Here is a 25,072-nt window from a genome sequence, read left to right as displayed (position 1 = left end):
ACTCACACAACTAACTTCACTCTTACAGTGATCTGTTCTCGAAAGTATGAACCGCAGGTATTGCTGTTAAATCCACTTTCTTCTCTCTCTTTGTTAAATACCGTCCAAGGCTTATGCATGGCTTTTCTACGAATCGATAAGCCAATGAGGAGAGTAGGAAAGAACATAGAACGGATAGCATCAAAATGAGGACGATGGGTAACGTATCATAAAATAGATACATGAATGAGAATAAGGAAATCAAATGATACAAATAAAGACTATAAGAAATTTTTCCGAGAAGTGTAAATACTCTAATCGTCAATAGCGAACGAAAAGTCCGCAAAGAAACACTCATAATGAGTAAGATACAAACCCCAAAAGACACTACATAATTCCTAAATACATAGTTATTTAGAAAATCGATTTCACCTATCATTCCTTCGTACATAAAACAAATAAGCGCTATGGCTAGTAGTACGATTTGTAGTGATTTTTTCATTTTCACAACAACCTGAATTAGTACATGACGATACTTTGCTAATAAAGCGCCTACTAAAAAGATTGTTGTATAGTGGAAACTTAAAAAAATACTAGTTAGCTTCACGCCAGAACCAAGCAAATATAATCCGAAAGTAGAAGAAAGACTTAATACAATCAAACAGATGAAGGAGTACTTAAACTTTGTCCGAATAAAAAGAGGAATCAAAAATGGAAAGATTATCGAGATTCTCATTTCGTGAACAAGGGACCATATCACATTGTTATAGGCGTCTGTATTATACTGCCCGATAAATAAAAGGTGTTGGACGAATAAGGTTGGCGTTTCTGGTATTGTCCAAGATTTACTAAACCAATTACTCACAAACGGCATGTCCGTGTGACTGAATAGCATTTTTGTTGAAATGGCAATGAGGATAGCTATCAGATACGGTAGATAAATTCTGCAAATTCGTTTGATGAGATAGGAAGAATAATTGAACCTCGTGTTAGTTATAGATAGATATAAAACAAAGCCACTCAATACGAAAAAAAGAATAACTGCTTCATTGCCACTACTGAAGATGAGGCGAAAAGGGGTTTCCTTTATCATAGTGACGATAAAAGGACTTTTTAGTTCATAACTGTAACTTTCATAGGCGGAGAATATCATCAGATAATGCCCAATTACCACAATGAGGGCCGCTACCCCTCTTAAGGAGTCCAATTCTTCATATCTAGTCATCCGATTCCTCCGTATTTTGAACGATCTATTTTCATGTGATTTACTTGCAAACTTTAGACTATATGAATAAGCCTCTTGACTATGTCATGTTTAGCTAGTCCATCAAGTGTAAGCTTTTTCATTGTATGCTAGTTTAGAAGAGTGTATACCCCATGTAAAGGTCATTCACACAACTCAGTCACACACCAAAAAACACAGCTCTCCAATCGAGCAATCGATCGGAGGGCTGTGTCTGTTTGGCGATAACAGAAACCGATTTTTCACTGTTACTGTATTTTAATTAAAAACTTAATAAGTCCAAATAACCAACTGAATGAATGGTATAATAGACTTAGTCGAATTCTGAAATATGCTTCATGTGACTATGGGAATATGCGGAAAAGTAATTAAATCGGAAGAGGTTGAAAATCTAGTGATTGTGAAAAGTATTTTTGGATTTCAAATAAATCAGTAGGAGGTGTTGGCATGTTTTGTCAGAAATGTGGGTATGAAAATGAGACCAAGGCACAGTTTTGTGCGGGCTGCGGAAAAGTACTTGGGAAGTCCACAGGTGGATCTAGTCGAAAATGGATATTCACGGGGATTTTTATTTGTTTGGCTGTTTTAGTTGGGGTTGGTTATACACTTGTACAGGTTTGGCCATCAGACAAATTTGCGTTCATTAAAGACCATTCAATGTCTGGTAAAATCGAACAACTCATAAAAAAAGAGCCAACAGATGTACAGCGAATCGACAGCGGTCCAAATAGTAAAGAGAAAACTGCAATTATACAAGAAGCGATGCCTAAAGTATTTACCATCTTTACTGAAGAATCATTAGGATCTGGTTTCCTTTATAAAAAAGGTGGACTCATCGTCACGAATGCACATGTGGTTGCTGGTTATACGAATGTGATTGTTCGAAATTCGGATGGGAAAGACACAGCGGGAAAGGTCATTGGTATTTCGGATCGCTATGATATTGCTTTAATTCATGCAAAGGATTATGCAAAAGTTGAGCCACTCGCTATCGAGTTGGATGAATCTATTATTGGCTCCGAAGTAATCGCAATTGGCAGCCCTCAAGGCTTTGAGAATACTGCTTCCATAGGTTATTTAACGGGGATTGGGAGAAATATTGAGTATGATTTTATTTACGAAAATATTTATCAAATTGATGCACAAATTGACCAAGGGAGTAGTGGCGGTCCACTTTTAGAGGCAAAAACAGGTAAAGTAATTGGAGTTAACTCTTTGTTGTACAAAGGCAATACGAGTTTTGGTTTTTCAATACCGATGTATAGCGTGATGAGTCTCGTAGATGGTTGGGCAAAAAATCCGATGACCGAACATGAAGTTGCAAGTCTATTTGGTGTTTATGACGACTATGTTTATTACGATGAAAGCATGACCGATGAGATTAGTACGTACTATGAGGAATATTGGAAGGATTACGATTGGGACGATTATGAGGGGTATGAAGAAGAGTACACGGAAGATGAATATGAATATGAGTATGACGGAGAAACGGATGAAATAGAACCTCAATTCGTGGATGTTATTTTAGAAGATTTTGTCCTTGCTTTTCGGGACCATTATGAGAAAACCTTGCATGATGAGACTTTTTACTGGATTGAAGATATGTTGTTACCAGGAAGTACAGCATACACAGAACTCCAACAATACGTTTCGGAAATTTCAGGCCAGGGAATGACTTTCGATTTTCTAGATAATACGGTTGCGAATATCGTGATTAATGGAGAAACTGCGATCGTTTCAACCTATGAAATATTCGATTTCATTGCCAATGATGGTGAAGTAACCCACTACGAACGTGAAAAAGATTATACCCTAATTATAAATGAATACGGTGCATATCAAATTATTAATATTGAAATTCGGTAGGATACCCTTTTAACCGCTGTCAGTCACTCATACACAAAAAACACAGCTCTCCAATCGAACAATCGGCCGGAGAGCTGCTTCTGTTTGTAACCTCTACTTCCCCCACAAGCGTTCACGAATTTGTTATCTAAGTATTCAACATATAGTATGTAAACTACGCTATAATAGGAATTGTTATCCATAACAAAGGACAATTGGATTGGGAGATGATGGTAGATGAAAAACAGTTGGATGTGGCGATGGTTGGGCTGTTTAGTGATAGCAATCATTGTGGCACTCAATGTACCGACAGAGGCTTCCGCACAAACATTTACAGACGTTGGGCCGAAGCATCCTTATCAGGGCATCATTCAAGACATGCAAAAACGAGAACTTATTAATGGTTACCCAGACGGCACGTTTAGACCTGATAACAAAATTACCCGTGCGCATGTTGCGGTATTATTGGACAAAGCTTTGCCGTTAGAAGCAAAGACCAACGAGGTCATTCGCTATAAGGATGTGTCGACATCGCATGTATACTATCAAGAGATTATGAAAGTTTCACAGGCAGGCATCTTTAGCGGTGATCCAAACGGTAACTTTAATCCCAATGCACCTATCACTCGCAAGCAAATGGCGAAAGTGTTAGATCTTGCGTTTGAACTCAATCTCGAAAACTTTACGTATTTTGAGGATGTAGAAGATGATTGGGGCTATCTGCATATCCAAGCACTTGCCTCAACTGGTATCACGACAGGTGACAAAGGAAAATTTAATCCAAATGCGCCTGTGACACGTGCGCATTATGCTGTATTCTTGCACCGTGCTTTAAATATACCTGCGGAACCGAATACCGATCCAAATGCAGCATTAACAAAAGCACAGATTGTCAATTTACTGAACAGAATCCCTTTCGAAGTGGAAACCACGTTGGTTACGCATAAATTCCAAGCATCTCCGTTTAGTAAAGTTCGAGCAGACCTTTTGAACAACGCAACACCGTCGATTATCGACTCAATGTTTGATGAGTATTATGCAGAGATGTGTATCTATTGTGATGCCTATCTGTTTTCAGATGTAGCAGATGAAGTCAATTATCGTTTTGAAGTTTTGGAAAATACAACTAATTTCGTACAAGTTCGTACAGTGTCATTTGACGAGCCACTTGGCGAAGCATTTTATCTGGAGTATACATTTGAAAAGCAAGCTGGTAAATGGAAGTTGTCAGATCATGACTGGGAGAATCTTGGAGCAGGTAGCTTTAACCTGACAAAAGAAGAAGCACTTCAAATTGTGAAAAATAATTATACACGTTATGAAACAGGACCTGTCCATGTGACATACCTCCGTACTAGTTACGAAGATCGATATGATTGGTATACTGACCGAGAATATCGTCGTGAAGTCTATGAGCTATCTGTACAAACAGGCGATGGTCATTACAACGTCTCCTTCTACCCACATAACGGATTTTTTGATGAGGACTACTGATTCTTAAATAATGCATAGTTACTTCCACAAAACACAGCCTTTCAATCGAGTAATCGATTGAAGGGCTGTTTGTGTTAGCGAAATTCCAAATAATTCGTGAAGACTTAACGTAAACTTAACCTTTAGTCACTACAGTGAAATGTATAAAGAGTATTCAGTATAAAAGGAGGAATAGTAGTGAGGAAGGTTCAAAAGAAGCGTTTACAAGCGATGAGATGGCTAGCTTGTTTAGCAATCATCATCGGTTCTACATTGTCCCCCATGTCACAAGGAGCATCAGCAGTCAGTTATACAGACGTAGATCCGTCCAATACCCATTATGCAAATATCATGGCTGCCTTTGAAAACGGCTTTATGACAAGTTATCCAGATGGTTCCTTTAAGCCGAACTTACAATTGTCGAGAGCCAATGTCGTTAAATCGCTTGGGAAGTATGTATTGAAAACGTCAGGCAAAGATCTAGTCGACTTTGATGTATCGGGCGTAGTCCCTTTTAACGATGTCCCGCCAACTCATCCCGATTACGAGATGTACCGTTACTCGCTCATCGTCAAACAGGCAGGTATCTTTTCCGGTAGTAATAATTACTTGATGCCTATGAATTTAATGTCGCATCAACATATGGCCAAAGTACTTGTCGGCGCATTTGCTTTAGAGCATGTGGAAGGTGGCCCAGGTTCGAAAGTGATAGACAATCATCTAGCCCTTGAGGAATTCCGATAGTATATCGATGTATTGTCCGAAAATGGCATCACCACTGAAACATTGTTCCACCCAACAGAAGGCACGACACGCGGGCAGTTTGCGACATTTTTAATGCGCTCGCATAACGCACTGAAAAATCCAATTGCTCCATCGCCTAATCCTGACCCAATTGAGCCAGACCCAACACCTGTCATACCAAAAGCCGTTTTTGTTGAAGAGTTATTGCCGTTACATTTCACAACAATCCAACTCGTTCAGCTACCTCAAACAGTAGAAGTCACATTCAATGAGGGCTCCAAGAAAATGAATCCAGTCGTTTGGTAGACAGCTGGCATCGATTTTAGTAAAGTCGGCACCTATCAGTTAAAAGGAACTGTCGAGGATACTAGTCTAACCGCAAAGCTAGTCGTATCGATTAGCCAATTTGTGTTAATAGATAAACCACCATTACCAGGGGGAGGGCCGATTATCGTCATTCCGCCTATCCTGTTACAAAATGCGGACAATGCGCAAGATGCATTTGAAAAGTACGCCGAAGCAATGGCGGCTGTTGAAAGAGTAGAAGCTGTGGACGACCGATATGATACGCGCGCTTGGCGAAAAGTATTGGATAACCAATCTATTATCATTGGTACATGGCAACGAGACATCAACGTCGCCAAAAGCGCAGCTCTTGCCGCCGTCAATGGATTGGAACAAGTCTTAAAAGGAACGATCACGACGGCGAAGGCGACATCAACTCTAAATGATGCCAAGACTAAAGCCAATCGGCTAAAAAGTCCCGATAAAAAATACAATATGACCGTCATCAACACTACACTAGCCACACAACAAAAGGTGTCGATGCATTGGTTCAATACGAAAAACTCATTGCACAAGTGAAAATCGACATTACCGATCCTACTGGTTATATGCCAGGCATCAATATCCTCATGCCAACGCTGCCGCAGGGGGCTAGTAAAACATTGTCCTATCAAAGCTCCTCAGCGAATATCGACTGGGCGCTCGGCTGGCTTCCAAGAGCAAATGTTGGCGGAAGTACAAGACCTGTTGAACTCACCATCAACATTAAAAATGATGTGACTACCGCCTCGAAAACGTTTAATATTGTCGTTCTACCTCAAGGGATATTTTCTAATAGCCGTGTCACGTATACGACGAAAGCCCATGTGTTGGTTATGCGTTAGTGGCACCGGATATCGCTGTGTACTAATTCGATACTGTAGTCGATATTTTGATTTCTTGAATATTCTTGTGTACAATGGACGTATACTAAAAGAGAGAAATGCGCTAACATTTCTCTCACAACCTTTACCGTCAGGGTGATGGTTGTCAAAACTTACTTTTTGTCTTGAAAGCCACCCTCATCCTTGCGACGGTTTGGGGTGGTTTTCTTGTTTTCTAAAATGTTTTTCCGAAAAAGAAAAGCACTCATTTCACGTACAATTCCTTTTAAAACCTCTTTTAGAAGCTCAAAAAATGTCTCCATAGTTATCACCTCCTTTCCTATAAATGGAAAGAAGCATGACAACCTACCACCCTCACACTATTCGGTTGTCCTTCAATTTTACCATATTATTCAGCTTCATGGAACTTATGTTCTCAACTCTTGACTAGGGCTTAATAAGCTAACAACCAATCCCAAACAGAAACAGCCCTCCAATCGATTGCTCGATTTGGAGGGCTGTGTTTTTTGGTATGGTACTCTCTCAACTTAATAATCACAACATCATCCACGACTCGGATAGAGTCTTTGGCGGGCCAGACGCTCATTTGTTGCACGTCTTCGGATGCTTGGAGTGCTTGTTGTGTGTGTAACTGGCACTTGTAAAAGAAAATTAGTCTATTGTATAGAGAAATAAGGGATTGGTTGTATATGGTAGGTATTAATGTTCTTGTTCCGCTTTTTGTTTGTTAGGACTTTTTATTTAAGTTGTAAATAAAATGTATACATAACTTGAAGTTGGAAGAACTTACGTTATATAATTAAGTCAATTTTATCATAATGTTTTCAGGAGTATAGATCTAAATGCCTGGTTAATTAGCAATCCTTTATAAAAACACTATAACTTGACAACAACGAGGAAACTATTAGTATATTTGGTAACGGATATTTCGTCGGATAAATGAAGTTATTCGATGATTTTGTCGACGTTTATTGAAGAGTGGAAGGGGTAAATAACTATGACGAAAACTAACAAGAATATGAAACGCTTTGTAACAGGGGCTGTGACAGCGACGATGGTTGCCGTAGCGATTACTCCGGTAGCGGCTAACACTGTGTCCTTTACAGATGTGCCTAAGACAGACTCTCACTACGCCAACATTTTGGGGGCAGTTGACCGTGGGCTGATGAAAGGTTATGCGGACGGTACATTCAAACCAGCTCAGGATATCTCTCGTAGCCAGGTCGTAAAAGTGCTTGCAAATCATGTCGTTAACAAAGAGAATTTGTCGTATAAGGAATACATTGCAAAGTACAATCTTAAATCGACAGTTAAAGCATTTACGGATGTTCCGGCATCATCTCCAGACGCAGAACTTTTTGAAGCGTCATTGATCGTGAAGCATACCGATATTTTCACTGGGAGCAACAATTACTTGATGCCATTGAAGAGCATTACACGTCAACAAATGGCAAAAGTACTTGTGAATGCTTTTGAATTGAAAGACCTTCCAGGTGATTTGTCAATCGTAAAAGATAATGGAAAAGCACAAGCTGAGTTTGTTCCTTATATCAATATTCTGTCGGAAAATGGTGTCACAGTTGTTGAAGACTTCCGCCCAACTGAAACGGTAAAGCGGTCACAAATCGCTTCCTTCTTGATCCGTGCATATGATATAAGTGCTGAAGTTCCAGAAGATACACTACTTGTTACTGACGGTAACGTAACCGTAGATCGTGTCAATGGTCACAATGTGATCACTGTCGATTATGGTCATGAGATGACGAATACGGCTACAGACTTGGCAAACTATAAAATTGAAAACCGTGCATTGACAGATAACTTCTTTGCTGGTGCTCAAGCAGAATTCACAGATGCAACGAAAAAAGTAGTGAAAATTACACTACCATCTGGTAAATATGCGGTAGAAGATGAGTTTAAAACAATTGAATTCTCAAAGAATATTAAAACAGTAGATGACCTAACTGTTCAAACAGCTACGAAAACAGAAGTAAAAGTCTATAAAAAATTCAAAGATGATACAGGCTCACTATTGAACAAAGCAGAGTTTGTAGTAGCATCTGCTGATTCGACTACTTCTAACGTAGTGAAACTAACGTTTAACGAAAATACGAAAATCAACGCTGGAGATATCGATAAAGATATCACTGTACAAGTAGGAGCAACTAAGGTTACTGGGACTGTAACAGACGGTAAGTACACAGACGCAGCAAACAATGATGTACTTCTTGTTGTATTGAAAGACAATGTAAACACTGCACAAGCGGGTACAGTTAGTGTTGTGGCTGAAGGCGTGGACAACCCTGTTATGGGAATCACGGATCTCTATGGTAACAAAGCGACTGCCAAATCAGTTACATTGAAAGATAAAGTAGTTGATAAAGGGATTACAGATGCTGTAGGTACGCCTGACGAAGAAGAAAAAGAAGAAGAAGTGCAAAAACCAGTGATTGATTTAGGCTTAGGAAACGGTGGTCTAATCGGTGGCGGGATTTCACTTGACAGCTTGTTAAATAATTCAGGTCTATTACGTTTGAACTTACCATTAGGCAGCGGTCTAGCAATTGGTGACATATTGAACTTAGGTTCAGGTAGCACTAAGTTACTAGGAATCACGTTAACAGAAGCTGACTTTGATCGTGGTTATGTAAGTCTTAATGTAGATACAACTCTATTGCAAAATTTGTTAGGTCAGGGCGGTCTAGTTGATTTAACGGCAACTATAGACCGTGATGGCGGTATCATTTCTAGCGCAGTATATCCAGTTTTCTCAATTGTGAAGCCGGTACTTGATACATTGGTAGGGGTTACAGATGGAGACCTTGCGCTTATTTTATCTGGTAAGAAGGACCTGAAAGTCAATATTGAAGCAACTGGTCTAGAACAAATTAAAGCAGGGGATAAACTGACACTTAAGGTTCAAGGTCAAGGTGCTAAAACGGAAACAATAGAACATATTGTTTCGGAATCAGACATTCAACAAGGATATGTGAATTATCGCTTTAACGATCCAAACCTATTGGGAAGAGTATTAAAAGGATTAACTGGAAACAAGATTACGATTACACCATCCCTTACACATGAAGGTGTAACAGTGGATGGCAATGCGGAAACAATTACTGTTTCAAAAGGATTATTAGAAAGAGTTAATAACTTACTTGGTGGCCTATTAGGCGGTATCCTAGGCGGCCTAGGTGGTATTCTAGGCGGTATATTCGGAAAGTAATAGTAATATAGGCTTATTTCCATATAAGCAAGTAGTATCATTATAAATAAGTGAATCGAAAAAAGGTTAATCGGGACTGCTTACATGTAGTCGTGATTAGCCTTTTTGATTTATGTGAGTGATTGGCGTTTTAATACACTACTTAAAAAATAATTAAAAAGTAAAAATACGTATAATAGAGGATGGCAACTATTCCTTCTCGATCTATTTTCTAATGACGAAGGACCGCTAAACGTTGTAAGAGATGCTGGTCTTTATACTGGCATTGTTTTTGTATCAAGGTACCTCGTATACAAGCTCGCAAGTATTGAATGCGAAGAAAGATTATGTCTCGATTTATGAAAAACGGGGCGACATATTGTCTGAGATGGGGCAAACGCGTAAAGGGGAGCCATTGATTGTCCATAAAGATTATGGGGCAAATTGGTGGCAGGTGAAGTTGGGCAATGGCTAAGGTTATGTTCCAAGAGATGCGGTGTACATAGAAAACAGGGTAGATGTACCATCGAAAAATAACTAAAACAATACGCATAGGGTTGTGTTGATTCCCCGACTAGGATTTGAGCCCAATCTACCATTGAGTGCCTTTGTGCGGAAAGTGAATAACTAACTGGAATGCCACAGCCTTTCGGGATTGTGGTGTTTTTGGTAGATGGACGGGGATGCTCCTAGTAAGAGTGTGTTGAAATACATAATTTTACGCTTGTTGCTTTTATGGTGTCTGTAGAGAGCTCTTTAAAGAGGGTAAATATGTTTCCGCGTAAGTTGCTACACCAAGATTGACGAAACATTGAGTGGTGTATTAGTGAGAATTTCAGTGGAGATTAACTTAAGTAGTGTATGTATAAAATTAGATAATGAATACATGTAATTAAAAACATATCTATAAGGCAAATCATCCTGTTGTGTATCAAGTGATACCAATCACCCTCATTGAATTAACGAGTTGAAACGGATATACTAGGTAATGGTAGTTAATAAAAGATGGAGGAATCACATGCTTGATAAACTAATTAAACAATTAAAAGGGTATATTCAACCTGAGTGGCGCCTTGCATTTATTTCAACATTCATAATAGGTTTGTTAACCCATTTTTATGTATTTATAAATCGGTTGCCGAATCATGATGGAATGTATAACATATACAGTTCGCAGGCAAAGGTCACATCTGGACGCTTTTTTCTCGGACCAGCAAGTGGTTTAAGCTCCTATTTTGATTTACCTTGGATTAACGGTATTTTTTCAGTCTTTTTTTTGGCACTCACGGCAGTATGCATTGTTGCACTTTTTAAACTGAAGCAAAAAGTTCCGATTATCTTGGTTTCAGGAATTATTGTGACTTTTCCAAGTGTTAGTTCGACTTTTGCCTATATGTTTACAGCAGATGGATACATGGTGGGTACATTTTTAACAATACTGGGTATCTTGTTGACGAAGCGCTATAAGTACGGTTTTGTTGCTGGTGCTATTACTTTGATGCTGGGCGTTGGTATCTATCAAGCGAATATATCCGTCGCATTAGGATTTATAACCCTCTATTTGATTTCCACCATTTTATTTGAAGAGAATGACGGAAAGCAAATATGGAATTATATCGTCCGTTTTGCACTGATGACAGGTATCGGAATGGGCCTATATCTAGTGGTTTATAAATTCTATACTAACTTGTTTCAAGGGGAGATTACAAGTTATCAAGGCTTAGATAAGGTTGGTAAAATAAGTATAAGCGATATCCCACATCGCTATCAAGATATTAAAGCATCGATTAAAGAGTTTTTCTTTCATAGTATCTACGCTTATGATCAATACAACTTCCATGAGATGTTAAACATTGCAATCATCAGTCTAATCGTCGTAGCGACAATTACCTGGATTGTAACGAAAAAAGTATATAAGAAACCTGGGCAATTGCTAGTATTAGCGTTACTTGGTGTCACGTTACCTTTCAGCTATTATATTGTTTACTTCATTTCGCTTGAAGCTGAATATCATATGCTAATGGTGTTCAGTTTAACTACAGTCTATATTTACTTGGCGATTATGGCCGATAAAATAGATGTAGGCGAAGTAATGCGATGGGACTACCTGAGTGGACTGCTAACAACTATTCTTTTAGGTGCGATGATTGTCAACTTCGCAATTATTGCGAATATCGCTTATATGAACATGGAATTACGCTATGAAAAATCAATGCATTTAGCCAATCGCGTACTCGAGCGGATTGAGCGTTTGGAAGTATATGATGAAGTCGAAAAGATTGGTGTAGTGGGAAGAGCACCGCTATACACAAAGCTCACATCCGAGACCATTCCGCGTCAAATTCCAAGAATGGTCGGTACAACGGGCGAAACCTTTTTAGCCGAATCCGAACATTACCAGAAGGCTTTCGAAAACTTCTTTGGTTATTCAATCCGATCTGCATCGCCTGACGAAGTTGCGCAAATTAAAGAATTGGAAGCGTTTAAGGAAATGCCGATTTGGCCATCGGAAAAATCCATACAAGTATTTGACGGCATCGTCATCGTGAAGTTTGTAGAATAATGTGCAAGACAAAAAACACCTTTCATCGCTTGGCGCATTATAGCCATTCCGATGAAAGGTGTTTTTTCATATATTCATTTGGTTGGTAATGTGTGTTTATACCACTGTTGATGGACTGCGTAAATGCCCAATATCATAAAGAAGATAAGTGTATAAACTTTAAGTTCCCAAATGTTATAAAACATGCCAGATATACAAGTAGAAAGCCACAATGCAATCATAAATTGACTGAAACGTGATTTTCGTGTTTTTACGAACAGTGCCAACATACCCAGTAGGAAGGCAGCGAATAGAATAACCCCAATTGATCCGGTTTCAGTGATTATTTGAATATATTGGTTATCCGAGTAAATTTTATTCTCGAAATAGATGGATAGGTCAATGCCATATTTCTGATAGAGTGGTGAACCGTACGAAATTGTGGCAGCACCACCAAACGTACCAAAGCCAGAGCCCGTTATCGGATAGTCCTTCCATATTTCAAATCCTTTTTTCAAATAAAACACGCGTCCATTTGAAGTCATACGCTCAATGTTCTTATCTTCAAAAGTCTGTCCAAATCGATCTTTAAGAGTGCCGACTGTTCCTTGTGGAGCTTCTACACCCATTGTCTGTACAAATTTCACCGCACCATTCACTGGTAAGTAGATGAGTAAAAAAGCAGCCAAAGAACCAATGACTAAATTTTTAATAAGTACAAACTGCTTAGATAACAAAATATAGACAATTGCTAGGGCGGCAGCAGCAATAAGTGTTCCTCGCGAGAACGTTAGAATTAAAATGCCCACAAACAAGACGAAGCTACTATTTAGAAGCTTTGTGTATTGCTTCGTAGAGTCGTTCAATTTTAAAACGATTACTGCGATAATACTAAACATCATTAACAGAGCAAGGGAGTTCGGATTACCTGACAGTCCGTAAATACGTACCATATTCTCCGCAGATAACGGCATGTATTTCCAATACTCAGGAAGAAGCCATTGCCGAAGCGATATTTTTTCGATAAGCCCGTGAATAGATAAGAGCCACCCAAGAGCGACTCCTGTCCACAAAAATTTGGACGCCCAGTTTGATGGTAACTTAGATCTTGAGATAAAGTAGTAGACAAAATACATAATGATAAATGTTCGGACTTGGAAAATTATTGCCATTATGCCGACGCCGTTTACCCAACCAATCACTGAACCGAATAGGAGAAAAGCGAAAAAGGCTAGTTCAAACCATTTAAATGACAATAAATGTTTAAGGTTAAATTTATATGTCCACAAAATACGAATGAGTAATGTAAATGTAATAATATCACCAATCAGTTTTAGGCCTGGATTGATTTCAATTAAATATGGGCGAACTGCTACATAAATTAGCAAGTAAAGTAAACTCTCAAACGGTTTTAGTAAAGAGAAGATAACAAAAATAATCCCTGTCAAAACGATTGCAATTTTTGTTGGTAATGCAAGTGCTGCAAAAGTGAAGATGACAAGAAGGAGTAAAGGTAGAATTTCTTTTGAAGTGATAAGCTTCATGGTACGTTGCATAATCAAATTCCTTTCAAGTAAATTTACAAGTTCAACGAATGTACTTTATTATTTTGAAATAATACCGAATGACATATTGGGAGTAAATGTCGAAATATAGTTTAGTTTCGTACAAAAGGTTCTCTCTAATTCATAAATAGTCTGTTATTATAGTGTTGAGTGTAGAAAATGAAAGCTTTTCAGAAACTCATACATCGGACGTTTCAAATAATAAAATGTTTCGCTTTTGTGTAGATTTCATATTTTTACCTCTGTTACGGCAGTTGCAGTCAGATGCGATCCTCCCTAAGTTTTGTGAAATTGCAATACTTTCAATTCTATAATAGACTGGACTGATGTCTATTCTTTATTATACGACAATCAATCTCAATTAACATGCATTTTAAAGAGAAACGGAGAGAATTATGAAGAATTTCTTTTATGCCACCTTACTTATTATACTCGTTGTATGTTTACCTGCAAATAATGTTGAAGCCAATCAAAGTGTAACAAAGTCGCAACCATTGTCCCCTGGGGTTACCTGGAAAAAGTATGATTATCGAACTGCGAATAAACATGAAGTGAATCACATTGCAATTGATTTGAATAACCCTTATGCGACGCTCGATATTGGTTTACCTAGTACATATGGCGGTAAAGCAAAGACCACCGTATTAGCTACAAATAATTCAAATGGCAACGCACATCGTGTTGTAGGAGCGATTAATGCGGCTTTTTACCATATGAATAGTGGTCATCCAATTTATTTAATTGCGAAAGAGAATACAATTTATAACAGTGGAATCATTTCAACTAGCAATACGGCTTATGTGAGCAATCCAATTGCTTTTGGAATTACAGCAAATGGCCATGCAGAAATTGATACGTTCTCACTTGGATTTAGCGCTACATTGCCGAATCGAACATTGGTGATTGATGGAGTGAACCGCCAACGTGACATCAATGAATTGATTGTATATACTCCTCAGCATCACTCACCGTATACATTGACTAACGAATATGGTGTTGAATATATTTTTCAAACGGATTCAGCTATAACATCGACTGAATTTGGACAAACCTTAAAGGGAAAAGTGGTGGGTGTTTATCCCTATGGTTCGAAAGGGAAACGTGCTATTCCTAAAAATGGATTTGCCCTTTCAGCTACAAAAGATAAAGCGGTAGCCCTTCAATCTTTACAATTAGGGGAAGAAGTAACAGTCAAACTTAGCATCGATTCAAAATGGCAGGATTCTAAATTTATGATGGCAAGTGGTCCTATGCTGGTGAAAGACGGTAAACGCAACTTAACTATGGATCCTTCCAGTAGTAAAGCGAGAGAAGTGACAGCTCGAAGTGCAATTGCGATCAGTAAAGATAAAAAGGAAGCGCATTTCATAACCGTAGATTCTACCTCGACAAGTAAAGGAATGACATTAGCTCAATTTGCGGACTATATTGTTAGCCTTGGATTTGATCGTGCGCTGAATTTGGATGGTGGAGGGTCGACAACGATGGGCTATCGGCCTTACGGAACGCATGTTATTCAATTAGCAAACCGGCCGAGTGCTGGTAGTGAGCGTGCAGTTTCGGCAATATTGGAGGCTGTTAGTACTGCGCCACTTTCCACAGCCAAGTATATTAGCTATTCACGTACTACTGCTGCTAATGATACCCTTTTGATAGGGACAGAAAGTAAAGTCAATATCAACTATGTTGTTGATGAGCACTATAATCCATTGCAGGTAGCAGGGGTTTACTTGCAGCCAAAGGGAAATGGTGTAGTCGTTGAAGGATTAAAAATGACGACTAAACAAGCAGGTATTGAGACCATTCAAGTGAAACATGGTGATACAATTGTTGATTCATATACAATGAATATTGTAGAAGCGCCTATGTATTTAAATGTTACCCCAGCTAAAGTGAAAGTAAAACCTGGTCAACAAATTACTTTGAATGCAAAGGCTCTAGACGCGGAAAAGCGCCCATTAATTTATAATGCGAATCAGCTAAAATGGAGCGTATCTCCTGAATTAGGAACAATTACATCCGGTGGTGTTTTTAAAGCAGGCTCCAAAGGAGGAAGAACCGGGAGTATTGAAGTTACTTTAGGCACGAAAACCGTGAAAATTGCTGTTGAAATAGAGCAGGGAATCAGCTATCAATTTAGTGATATTGGACCTAATTACTTATATGCGAAGGAACTGAACTATTTGGTGGAAAACGGAATTATGAATGGATATAATGACAAAACCTTCCGCCCTGCAAATTCTTTAAGTCGGGAACATGCAATGGTCATTTTAAGCAGACTGTTGAAATTGGATACATCGACCGTTAGTGATCCAGGATTTTTAGATGTCCCGAAAACGCATTTATACTACAAAGAGATTGCCAGCGTGGCAAATGCCGGTATTGTTTCAGGTAAAGATGGTGGGGACTATTTTGCACCTAATGAAACAATTACACGTGCACAAATGTCTAAAATCTTAGTAGAGGCATTTAATTTACAAGGATACGCCGATAAGCCGTTCAGTGATATGAAGTCCGATGATTGGGCTTATAATTATGTGCAGACATTAGTAGCAAATAACGTTTCGAAAGGGTATAACGATGGTACATTCCGCCCGAATGAAGCCATTCAAAGAATCCATTTTGGGATATTCATTTATAACTTGAAGCATTGATGCTTAGGACTGTTGTATGGTGTATTTAAGAATTATATGGGCAGTATAGGCCCCTTCTTGACTGATATCAAGGGGATTTTGATATCGGTCGGGGATATTTTTATTCCCCCAAACAAACTTGTGTAACAATAGATGATTCAGTCTGTTAATTAGTATAATAAGTGAGTATTTCAAAACAATGGATACTAGTGAATGAAATGTGTGATGTTATAGAGGAGAATGTTCTCGTAGGGAATGTATTAAAGTAGACATACTATCCGTGAACGCTTTGCGAGGTAATGTATTGAGCGCATCGGAATATGGCTATATATTGCGGTATTGGCTGGTGAGCACTCTGTTGTGTTGTATCGTTCTTTTGGATGAAAATTGCTCTATCTTTCCTAATGCTATTTGGTATATCATTGGGGAATGGAATAAAACGTAAGAGAAGAGGGTAAAAGAACGTGAATGTTTTAAAAGGAGAAACGCTGCGATTTATCATCGTTGGCTTTGCAAATACATTTCATTATTATCTATGGTATTTACTGTTTTCAGAAATACTATCGATCCATTATGTCATCAGTCATTGGTTAGCGTTTCTAATTAGCATGGTCGGCTCGTTTTACATGAACACATACTTTACGTATCGTACGAAGCCGAGTTGGAAAAAGTTCTTCCAATTTCCGTTGACTTATGTAGTGAATATAACGGTATCGACCGTTGCGTTATTTATATTGAAGGAATGGTTGGATATGGACAATCGAATTGCCCCGTTGTTAGCAAGCGGAGCAGCCATTCCCTTTACATTTGTGATTTCTAAAAAAATCTTGAAAACGGAGGATAAAGGCGCGTGAAAAAACTCAGTATTGTCGTTCCCTGTTACAATGAGGAAAGTAATATTGCGCCGTTTTATGAAGCGGTGAAAAGCCATGTGGATGGCTTGCCACTGCGCTACGAATTGGTTTTTGTAGATGACGGTAGTTCTGATAATACGTTAGCTGCGTTACGTCAGCTATCGGACAAGGTAGCTGAGGTTCGCTATCTGTCCTTCAGCCGAAACTTTGGTAAGGAGTCGGCTATGTTGGCGGGTTTGCAGTATGCGGAAGGGGATGCTGTTCTGATTATGGATGGCGATTTGCAGCATCCACCGCGTTTGATCCCTGATATGTGGCAACACTTTGAAGAAGGGTATGACCAAGTTATTGCGAGAAGGAATCGTAATGGGGAGCAAGTGAGACGGAAATGGTTAACGAAGCTCTATTATCGTTTGATGAATAACTTCGTGGACGTGCCGTTAGTAGATGGGGCGGGGGATTTCCGCTTATTGAGTAGGCGGGCAGTCGATTCGTTACTTCAAATGACGGAGTACAACCGCTTTTCGAAAGGGTTGTTTTCGTGGATAGGTTTTAAAGAAAAAATGATTGAATATGACAACGAAATGCGTAATGAGGGGACGAGTAAATGGAGCTTTAATAGCTTGCTGAATTACGGCATTGATGGCGTCATTTCATTTAATAACCGTCCTTTGCGCCTGGCGATTTATGCGGGGATTTTCATCACGGTTTCGGGTTTTCTCTATATTATCTTCAACTTATTTAACGCGCTTATTCATGGCGTTGAGACGCCGGGTTATTTTACGACCATCTCGGCGGTTGTGCTACTAGGCGGGATTCAATTATTAACGCTAGGTATTATCGGCGAGTACATTGGCCGTATTTATTATGAAACGAAAAAAAGACCCCATTATTTGGTGCAGGAAAAGGATCGGGAGTGACAGGGCAATATTGCCCTGTTACGTTGAATTGAGCATTCTTCGTCTAGTAGATGAGGAATGCTTTTTCATGTTTTGGTAGGAAAAGAAAGGCTATAATGAGGAAACGCCAATTCGTGAACGACTGGAGGAGGATGGCTGATGTTTGGACAGATGGTGTCTTTTGATGATTTTTTTACGGCTTCACATATTGCGGAGCCGCTTGTTTCGGTGACGCAGGAGGATGGCGACAGCTTAGCTGGGTATTTTGAGCGGTATAATTTTGATGCAGTCGGCTTTAAAGAGGGCGATCGAGTGATCGGTTATATTGAAAAAAGCGCGGTTTTTGATCCGGCTCATTTGTTGGCGGCGATGCGTCCTTTTGACATTGCTGACATCATTACGAATAATACGCCGCTGATGGATTGTATGACGTTACTGGAAACGAAACCGCGTTTATTTGTGATGGATAAATCGCAAGTGTCCTCGATTATTACGGTATCCGATATTCAAAAAGCGGCGGTTCGCATGCTGTTTTTCGGTGTAGTGACGCTATTTGAAAGTGAAGCGACGCGCTTGATTCATGAAAAATATCCGCATGCGGAGTGGCAGCAATTGTTAACGCGTGGGCGTGTGGATAATGCGGCGAAGCTTTACGCGGAGTTACAGGGCAAAAATCAGGAAATGCATTTGATTAACTGTACGCAGTTTTGTGATAAGACCGAGATTTTAATGAAGAACAGTGATTTTCTCCGTACATATATTGGGTTGAGTAAAACGAAGGCGGAGGCATTATTCGAGCGAGCTGAAGATTTTAGGAATGATCTCGCACATGCGCAACCTTTGAACGTGTGGTTTGAAGAGAAAGAGGTCGTCACGCTGGTGCGCCAGTTGAAAGCGATGACGGAAAGAATGGTTCAGCGATAGTGTGTGCCCCCTTCCTCATGAAAGGGGGCTTTTTCCTGTTTATTGTAAAATGTCGCGTAATTTCAGTAATGCTCGTTCTCGCCGTTTCTTGATGCCTGGAATGGAAATGTTAGCTTGGGCAGCGCATTCTGCTAGCGTGATACCTTCTATAAAAAGCGCATGGAGTAGCTGTTGTTCGACAGTAGATAATGTGCTGAGTGCTTCTTGTAAATCTGTTGAGCATTGCGTGACGAAAATTGAACGTTCATCGACAATCTCCAATAATTCCTCTTCGGCATGTAGATTGTGTTCTACCAAGTAGTTTTCTTTTTTCATTTCATCCAACATGGCGCCTCGAATGCTTTTAAAAGCAAAGGGCGTGAAGTTGCCTTTCTCTTCATCAAAACGTTGCCATGCCTGCCATAAGGCAATGCGTCCAGCTTGTTTGTACTGCTCGTGATCACGGAAAATGTTCAAGTTACGAATGGATGCAGAAATCATCGGTTCATATTGCATGAGTAGGTCTTCAAAATGTGTCAATGTTGCGGCCTTTCCGACCGTGCACGATACGTTGTATTCCCGGGTGACTACATCGTAGTGCATTCGGAGTAGGAGAACCAATGTGCTTTTGTGACATTCGATGTGAAGTATGGTAGAAAGAAAGAGGGAGAGTATGTGACGTATATACTCTTTTATGTCATATAATTCATTATTTTTGATAAATTCTTACTATGCAGATGTGACGGAGAATGGTAAAGTTATTTTATAATAAGAAAAAGGGAGGATTTTACTATATGATTTGCGATTCATATTTACTTGATCATCGCGCATTGGCGCTGAAGTCGGTTTTTACCGACGGTTTCAAATCTAAAATCATTACGACCCATGGCATTTACTACTCCAAGTTAAGCGCAGAGGATTTACTTAATAAGGCATGTATTTGTTATTTTTCAACAAAAAAGGGGCGCGAGCAAGCGTCGAAGTTATTGTTGAATTATATTCAAAAACCGCCATTTCTTATTTCAAATGTGAACATTGGGGCCGTCCCAACAACGGGTTCGAATAACTTCGATTGTGTGTGGATTTTTAACCATCGCTGTACGGTGAAGGAAGTCGCAAAAGGGCAATCGATTGTGACGTTTGTGAATGGCACTTCGATTACTGTCAACGTATCGAAGCATACAATTTCGAGTCAGTTACATCGCTTGCATACACTCATCAGCTATTCGCAAAGTATTCATCGCGAAAGAGAATTATACATAGAGATGTCGGACTCAGGTCGTATTCGTAAAAGTCTTTAAAGAAAATGTGAGAAAGGTTCTAGGACGATATGAAATTGACCTAGAACCTTTCTTTGTGAAGGATAATAGTCGCAGTAATTTATAGAATTTACAAATAAGTGTCGCAAAAAAAATTACCATTATGCTATACTAATCGAAGGTAGATAATGTTGCGGTAAGGGGGAAATGGCAGATTTGGAAGAAACAATTAGTTTACAAGATTTATTCAAGACATTAAGAAAACGGTTTGTATTAATCATTAGTGCGGTCATACTTGCTGTGACATTAGCTGGTGTCGTAAGTTACCTCTACTTAACGCCGATATATAAGGCATCGACACAAATTCTTGTCACACAAAAAGAAAACGACCAACAGTACAACTCGCAAGATATTCAAACGAATCTACAACTCATCAATACATATAAACTGATCATTAAAAGCCCGGCCATCCTATCGATTGTAGCCGAAAAGTTGGATATCAATACGTCACCCGGTATGCTCAATTCGCAAATTGCGGTGAATAGCGAACAAAGCTCGCAAGTCGTCAACATTAGCGTTCAAGACGTAGACCATCGGAATGCAGTGGATATCGCAAATGTGACAGCGGAAGTATTCCAAGAGGAGATCAAAACACTGATGAACGTCGACAACGTCAATATTCTATCGCCGGCGGTTCATGCGCAAAATCCCTCACCTATTAAACCAAATCCGCTATTAAATATGGCAATTGCTGCAGTCATCGGACTTATGCTCGGTATCGGGCTTGCATTTCTACTCGAATACCTCGACAAAACAGTAAAATCGGAACAAGATATAGAAGAACTGCTTGAACTTCCAATTCTCGGCCTAGTCGGTCCGATTCCGAACAATGAAGGAATTAGAAGACGAAGGGAGAGAAAGGGCCGATGGTTGAAAAAGAAAACGAAATTGGAAACAGCCAAACGAAAGCTTATTACGCGTAATAATCCGAAAGCAATCCATTCCGAACAGTATCGAACGATACGGACGAACATTAACTTTTCAATGCCGGATCGAGAATTACAAACACTTCTTTTCACATCGGCGTTACCTAGAGATGGGAAATCAACGACCGCTGCGAATGCCGCAATTGTATTTGCACAGGAAGGGAAGAAAGTACTGCTCGTCGATGTGGATATGCGTAAACCGACTGTCCATCATACGTTCGAATTGATGAATGGGCTAGGTTTGTCAAATGTTCTAACACGTCAGGCAACAATTTCCGAAGTTGCGAATGAAAGTGGGACAGAGGGGCTCGATATTATCACGTGTGGTCCAATTCCGCCCAACCCAGCAGAACTGCTAAGCTCACAAATGATGGAAACGGTACTGGAAGAGATGAAAAAGGCATACGACATGGTTATTTTCGACTCGCCACCACTCCTTTCTGTCTCGGATGCACAGATTTTGTCCAACCGATGCGACGGGACAATCCTTGTCATTAATTCGGGAATAACCGAAAAAGACGGCGCCGTTAAGGCGAAGGAAGTGCTTGCGTCATCGAAAGCGCATATAATCGGGGCGGTCCTAAACAATTTCAAAATTGACAAAGATCATTATTTTTACCAATACTATGGTACAGTGGAGTAAGGGGATTTTATCCTTTACTCTTTTCTTTTAGTCCCAAAAGCTCTTTCTACTAATATACGTGGGGGGATAGAATGATTGACATGCACAGCCATGTTTTATTTGGCGTCGATGATGGGCCGGAAACAATTGAAGAATCGGTACGTATCGTTCAGAAAGCTGTGGAAGAAGGAATTTCGAACATGATTGTAACGCCTCATGCGTTTAGCCCTCATTACCATGTATCGAAAGAAGACATTGAGGGGAAAATTAGCTTATTAATGAATGTCATCAGGGAGGTAAGTATTCCGTTGACCATCCATGCAGGGCAAGAAGTACGACTGCATGATAAAATCATTGACGCATTGAAAGCGGGCGAAGCGATGACACTGGCAGGATCGAAGTATCTTCTCCTTGAACTTCCCTCTCATGCAGTGCCTGCTTATACAGTACCTGTTATCGAGCAACTACTTGCGGAAGGTGTCATTCCGATTATAGCCCACCCCGAACGAAACCGTGCAATCGCGGAGAAACCGGATCGGTTGCAACGTCTTATCCAACGAGGAGCACTCGCACAAGTAACAGCGGGGAGCCTTTCCGGTCATTTTGGAAAGCATGTGCAAAAGCTTGCCTTACGACTTGTCCAAGCAAATCTGATTCATACATACGGATCGGACGTACACAATGTACATAGCCGCCCCCTTTTGTTCAATGAAGGACTCGACTACCTTGAAAAAAAGAAATTGCACAGGTATGCGGATCTCTTTCTGGAAAATAATGCACGTATTGTAGCGAATAAACATTATATTCAACTTGAGCCAGAAAAAATAGGGAATAATAAATGGTGGAAGATTAGTAAATAGCATATGGATTAAAAAAAGTGGTTATACCGGAAATAGGTATAATCACTTTTTTAATGTGTACGAATTGTGGAAATGTAAGAAAAGTGGGCGTGGAGGTGTGTATTTTACAATTTACTGTTTCCATCTACCTGTTTCGACGTGTATCTACATAGTTAAAAAGGTGTATAATTTATAAACATACTAGAAAAAATATGAAATGTTTGATACTATGATACTACTAACTTGTAAGAAATGAACACATAAAGTTAAAAGGTGTAAAAATGAACAATATCTACCGGCTAAAATATCTGAATTCCGTTAATTTTTTATCGTTTGCCGAATGAAATCCAGATTGCATTCAACCCCCACTTATTCTAGAAGTGGGGGGCTTCTGTTGAATACAGATAAGCTTGAAATCATAAAACCGTTTATTTTAGGTCATATAGAAAGAAGGAAGCCACAATGACTGTTAAAAAAAGAATGTCCCTACTATTTCTGTTGGACTCCATAATTGTTTTTTCTTCAATCTTCTTGGGCTATTTCATTTTGCATCCGTATATTGATATTTTTACTAACAAAATGCTGTTAATTAGTGCAATCACAATCCAAATTGCACATCATTTCTTCGCATGGCGTTATGGATTGTATCGAAAAGTATGGACCTATGCATCGGTTGGCGAATTGAATTCGATTCTTAAAGCAGTAACGTTTACGATTGTCATTGTTGCTGCCGTTCAATTCGCTATGACACAAGATATTTATGTACGGGCACTTAGTCTCACTTGGATGTTGCATATCCTTTTACTAGGAGGCTCAAGATTATCGTGGCGACTTGTACGGGATGCGATTACTTTGAGTAACGAAGTGCCTATGAAACGAACGATGGTCATTGGAGCTGGACAAGCGGGGACAATGATTGTGCGTCAAGTTCTACAGAATCCTGCATCGGGCATGAAACCGGTCCTCTTTGTAGACGATGACCGAACGAAACATGGACTCGAAATTTACGGTGTGAATGTGGTCGGAGGTCTGGAACGAATTCCCGATTACGTCAAAGACAATGACATCGAAAAAATCGTCATTGCCATCCCCTCCATGAGCAAACCGCAAATGGCCAAGCTGATGAAAGTCTGTATCGATACGGGCATACAAACACAAAAAATCCCGCGCATCGAAGACTTAATGACGGGGAAAGTGTCTGTCAACGATATGCAAGATGTGAAAATCGAAGATCTATTAGGTCGCGACGAAGTTCAGCTCGATTTACAAGCCATCGCGGATAAGTTGACAAACAGAACGATCCTCGTAACAGGAGCTGGGGGCTCCATTGGATCTGAAATTTGTCGTCAAGTGAGCGAATTTAGACCAAGGCGTCTGATTCTTCTGGGACACGGTGAAAGTTCTATTTACAATATTGACATGGAATTACGTCGGGAAATTTCAGAAGACATAGAAACCATCCCGATTATCGCGGACATTCAAGATCGAACAAGAATATTTGACATTGTTAGCGAATACACACCAGATGTTATCTATCACGCAGCAGCCCATAAACACGTTCCGTTAATGGAAGCCAATCCAATGGAAGCTGTGAAGAATAATATCCTTGGAACAAAAAACGTTGCAGACGCAGCAGATACATTCGGTGTCCCGTACTTCGTTATGGTTTCAACTGACAAAGCCGTAAACCCTCCGAACGTAATGGGTGCGACGAAGCGTTTTGCTGAAATGGTCGTTCAGAATCTTGCGAAAGAAAGCGCGACAAAATTCGCAGCAGTGCGTTTTGGGAACGTCTTAGGCTCACGCGGGAGCGTCGTTCCGTTATTTAAGAAACAAATTGCAATGGGCGGTCCGGTTACAGTGACAGACCCAGAAATGACACGCTACTTTATGACGATACCAGAAGCTTCGCGACTTGTGATTCAAGCGGGAACGCTTGCGGCAGGTGGAGAAGTGTTCGTCCTCGATATGGGGGAACCGGTGAAGATTGAAGATCTAGCTAAAAACTTGATTAAGTTGTCCGGGTACAGCGAAGAAGAGATTGGCATTGAATACTCGGGAATTCGTCCTGGCGAGAAGTTGTTTGAAGAGTTATTGAATGAGAATGAGCGCCAGAGTGAACATGTATTTCCAAAGATATTTATTGGAAAAGCAGAGCCGATTGGTGAGTTGGAGATGAATGAAGTCTTGGAGCGGTTGCCTGAGATGACGGGTGAAGAAGTTAAGGGGATTTTGGTTGGGTTGGCTAATCGGAAGGTACCTTTGGTTACAGAGAAGGCTTTGATTGGATAAAAGAAGAACGAGGTGGGACG

General features: G+C 39.8%; 21 protein-coding genes and 1 pseudogene. 18 read left to right on the top strand and 4 right to left on the bottom strand.

What is annotated here, in order from left to right; translation table 11 throughout:
- Nucleotides 1-22: 22 nt before the first annotated feature.
- Nucleotides 23-1,204, bottom strand: coding sequence for an acyltransferase (locus MKY34_RS21795; protein WP_342513199.1), 1,182 nt, complete (start codon nt 1,202-1,204; stop codon nt 23-25).
- 465 nt (nt 1,205-1,669) lie between these two features.
- Here MKY34_RS21795 and MKY34_RS21790 point away from each other — a divergent pair, with 465 nt between their 5' ends.
- The 6 genes from MKY34_RS21790 (at nt 1,670) to MKY34_RS21765 (ending at nt 6,453) form a co-directional block, all read left to right on the top strand.
- A complete protein-coding gene (locus MKY34_RS21790) occupies nt 1,670-3,088 on the top strand; it encodes a trypsin-like peptidase domain-containing protein (RefSeq protein WP_342513198.1) in 1,419 nt (472 codons plus the stop codon).
- 216 nt (nt 3,089-3,304) lie between these two features.
- On the top strand, nt 3,305-4,561 hold the full coding sequence (locus tag MKY34_RS21785; protein ID WP_342513197.1) for an S-layer homology domain-containing protein: 1,257 nt from the start codon (nt 3,305-3,307) through the stop codon (nt 4,559-4,561).
- Nucleotides 4,562-4,738: 177 nt separating this feature from the next.
- Entirely contained in the window at nt 4,739-5,284 is a 546-nt protein-coding gene (locus tag MKY34_RS21780; RefSeq protein ID WP_342513196.1) for an S-layer homology domain-containing protein, read from the top strand.
- A 12-nt stretch (nt 5,285-5,296) separates the two neighbouring features.
- The gene (locus MKY34_RS21775) at nt 5,297-5,590 is read left to right on the top strand and encodes a hypothetical protein (RefSeq protein ID WP_342513195.1); all 294 of its coding nucleotides are present in this window, start codon (nt 5,297-5,299) and stop codon (nt 5,588-5,590) included.
- Nucleotides 5,591-5,692: 102 nt separating this feature from the next.
- Nucleotides 5,693-6,148 carry a hypothetical protein gene (locus MKY34_RS21770; protein ID WP_342513194.1) on the top strand — a complete coding sequence of 152 codons (456 nt, stop codon included), beginning with the start codon at nt 5,693-5,695 and terminating at the stop codon, nt 6,146-6,148.
- Complete coding sequence (locus MKY34_RS21765) at nt 6,115-6,453, top strand: hypothetical protein (protein WP_342513193.1); 339 nt, start codon at nt 6,115-6,117, stop codon at nt 6,451-6,453. Before MKY34_RS21770 ends, MKY34_RS21765 begins: the two co-directional genes overlap by 34 nt.
- 152 nt (nt 6,454-6,605) lie before the next feature.
- Here MKY34_RS21765 and MKY34_RS21760 read toward each other — a convergent pair whose 3' ends face one another.
- A complete protein-coding gene (locus tag MKY34_RS21760; RefSeq protein WP_342513192.1) occupies nt 6,606-6,755 on the bottom strand; it encodes a hypothetical protein in 150 nt (49 codons plus the stop codon).
- 695 nt (nt 6,756-7,450) lie between these two features.
- On the opposite strand from MKY34_RS21760, the gene MKY34_RS21755 reads away from it, so the two are divergent.
- The 3 genes from MKY34_RS21755 to MKY34_RS21745 all read left to right on the top strand — a co-directional run bounded on the left by MKY34_RS21755 (nt 7,451) and on the right by MKY34_RS21745 (nt 12,221).
- On the top strand, nt 7,451-9,679 hold the full coding sequence (locus MKY34_RS21755; protein ID WP_342513191.1) for an S-layer homology domain-containing protein: 2,229 nt from the start codon (nt 7,451-7,453) through the stop codon (nt 9,677-9,679).
- A gap of 244 nt (nt 9,680-9,923) precedes the next feature.
- The gene (locus MKY34_RS21750; protein WP_342513190.1) at nt 9,924-10,133 is read left to right on the top strand and encodes a hypothetical protein; all 210 of its coding nucleotides are present in this window, start codon (nt 9,924-9,926) and stop codon (nt 10,131-10,133) included.
- Nucleotides 10,134-10,676: 543 nt separating this feature from the next.
- Nucleotides 10,677-12,221: a glucosyltransferase domain-containing protein gene (locus MKY34_RS21745; protein ID WP_342513189.1), complete on the top strand. Its 1,545-nt coding sequence runs from the start codon at nt 10,677-10,679 to the stop codon at nt 12,219-12,221.
- 74 nt (nt 12,222-12,295) lie between these two features.
- On the opposite strand, the gene MKY34_RS21740 is transcribed toward MKY34_RS21745, so the two are convergent.
- Entirely contained in the window at nt 12,296-13,756 is a 1,461-nt protein-coding gene (locus tag MKY34_RS21740) for an O-antigen ligase family protein (protein ID WP_342513188.1), read from the bottom strand.
- Between the two features lie 404 nt (nt 13,757-14,160).
- On the opposite strand from MKY34_RS21740, the gene MKY34_RS21735 reads away from it, so the two are divergent.
- The 4 genes from MKY34_RS21735 to MKY34_RS21720 all read left to right on the top strand — a co-directional run bounded on the left by MKY34_RS21735 (nt 14,161) and on the right by MKY34_RS21720 (nt 19,075).
- Nucleotides 14,161-16,419 carry an S-layer homology domain-containing protein gene (locus MKY34_RS21735; protein ID WP_342513187.1) on the top strand — a complete coding sequence of 753 codons (2,259 nt, stop codon included), beginning with the start codon at nt 14,161-14,163 and terminating at the stop codon, nt 16,417-16,419.
- Between the two features lie 443 nt (nt 16,420-16,862).
- Nucleotides 16,863-17,252: a GtrA family protein gene (locus MKY34_RS21730; RefSeq protein ID WP_342513186.1), complete on the top strand. Its 390-nt coding sequence runs from the start codon at nt 16,863-16,865 to the stop codon at nt 17,250-17,252.
- The gene (locus MKY34_RS21725; protein WP_342513185.1) at nt 17,249-18,172 is read left to right on the top strand and encodes a glycosyltransferase family 2 protein; all 924 of its coding nucleotides are present in this window, start codon (nt 17,249-17,251) and stop codon (nt 18,170-18,172) included. Before MKY34_RS21730 ends, MKY34_RS21725 begins: the two co-directional genes overlap by 4 nt.
- A gap of 138 nt (nt 18,173-18,310) precedes the next feature.
- Complete coding sequence (locus tag MKY34_RS21720; RefSeq protein WP_342513184.1) at nt 18,311-19,075, top strand: hypothetical protein; 765 nt, start codon at nt 18,311-18,313, stop codon at nt 19,073-19,075.
- A 39-nt stretch (nt 19,076-19,114) separates the two neighbouring features.
- Here the strand turns inward: MKY34_RS21720 and MKY34_RS21715 are convergent, their stop codons facing one another.
- A complete protein-coding gene (locus MKY34_RS21715) occupies nt 19,115-19,594 on the bottom strand; it encodes a sigma-70 family RNA polymerase sigma factor (RefSeq protein WP_342513183.1) in 480 nt (159 codons plus the stop codon).
- Nucleotides 19,595-19,848: 254 nt separating this feature from the next.
- Between MKY34_RS21715 and MKY34_RS21710 the strand changes: the two genes are divergently transcribed.
- The 5 genes and pseudogenes from MKY34_RS21710 to MKY34_RS21690 all read left to right on the top strand — a co-directional run bounded on the left by MKY34_RS21710 (nt 19,849) and on the right by MKY34_RS21690 (nt 25,052).
- Nucleotides 19,849-20,355, top strand: a complete 507-nt coding sequence (locus tag MKY34_RS21710; RefSeq protein WP_342513182.1) for a competence protein ComK — start codon at nt 19,849-19,851, stop codon at nt 20,353-20,355.
- A 174-nt stretch (nt 20,356-20,529) separates the two neighbouring features.
- Nucleotides 20,530-21,195: pseudogene (locus tag MKY34_RS21705) on the top strand (Wzz/FepE/Etk N-terminal domain-containing protein); the annotation flags it as partial.
- Nucleotides 21,196-21,243: 48 nt separating this feature from the next.
- Entirely contained in the window at nt 21,244-21,942 is a 699-nt protein-coding gene (locus MKY34_RS21700; RefSeq protein WP_342515332.1) for a CpsD/CapB family tyrosine-protein kinase, read from the top strand.
- Between the two features lie 71 nt (nt 21,943-22,013).
- Nucleotides 22,014-22,781 carry a CpsB/CapC family capsule biosynthesis tyrosine phosphatase gene (locus MKY34_RS21695; protein ID WP_342513181.1) on the top strand — a complete coding sequence of 256 codons (768 nt, stop codon included), beginning with the start codon at nt 22,014-22,016 and terminating at the stop codon, nt 22,779-22,781.
- A 441-nt stretch (nt 22,782-23,222) separates the two neighbouring features.
- On the top strand, nt 23,223-25,052 hold the full coding sequence (locus MKY34_RS21690; protein WP_342513180.1) for a nucleoside-diphosphate sugar epimerase/dehydratase: 1,830 nt from the start codon (nt 23,223-23,225) through the stop codon (nt 25,050-25,052).
- Nucleotides 25,053-25,072 lie beyond the last annotated feature (20 nt).

Source organism: Sporosarcina sp. FSL K6-1522 (genome assembly GCF_038622445.1).
Taxonomy (GTDB): domain Bacteria; phylum Bacillota; class Bacilli; order Bacillales_A; family Planococcaceae; genus Sporosarcina.
Note: the sequence above shows the minus strand (reverse complement) of the source record. Positions and strands in the feature narration are given on the sequence as shown.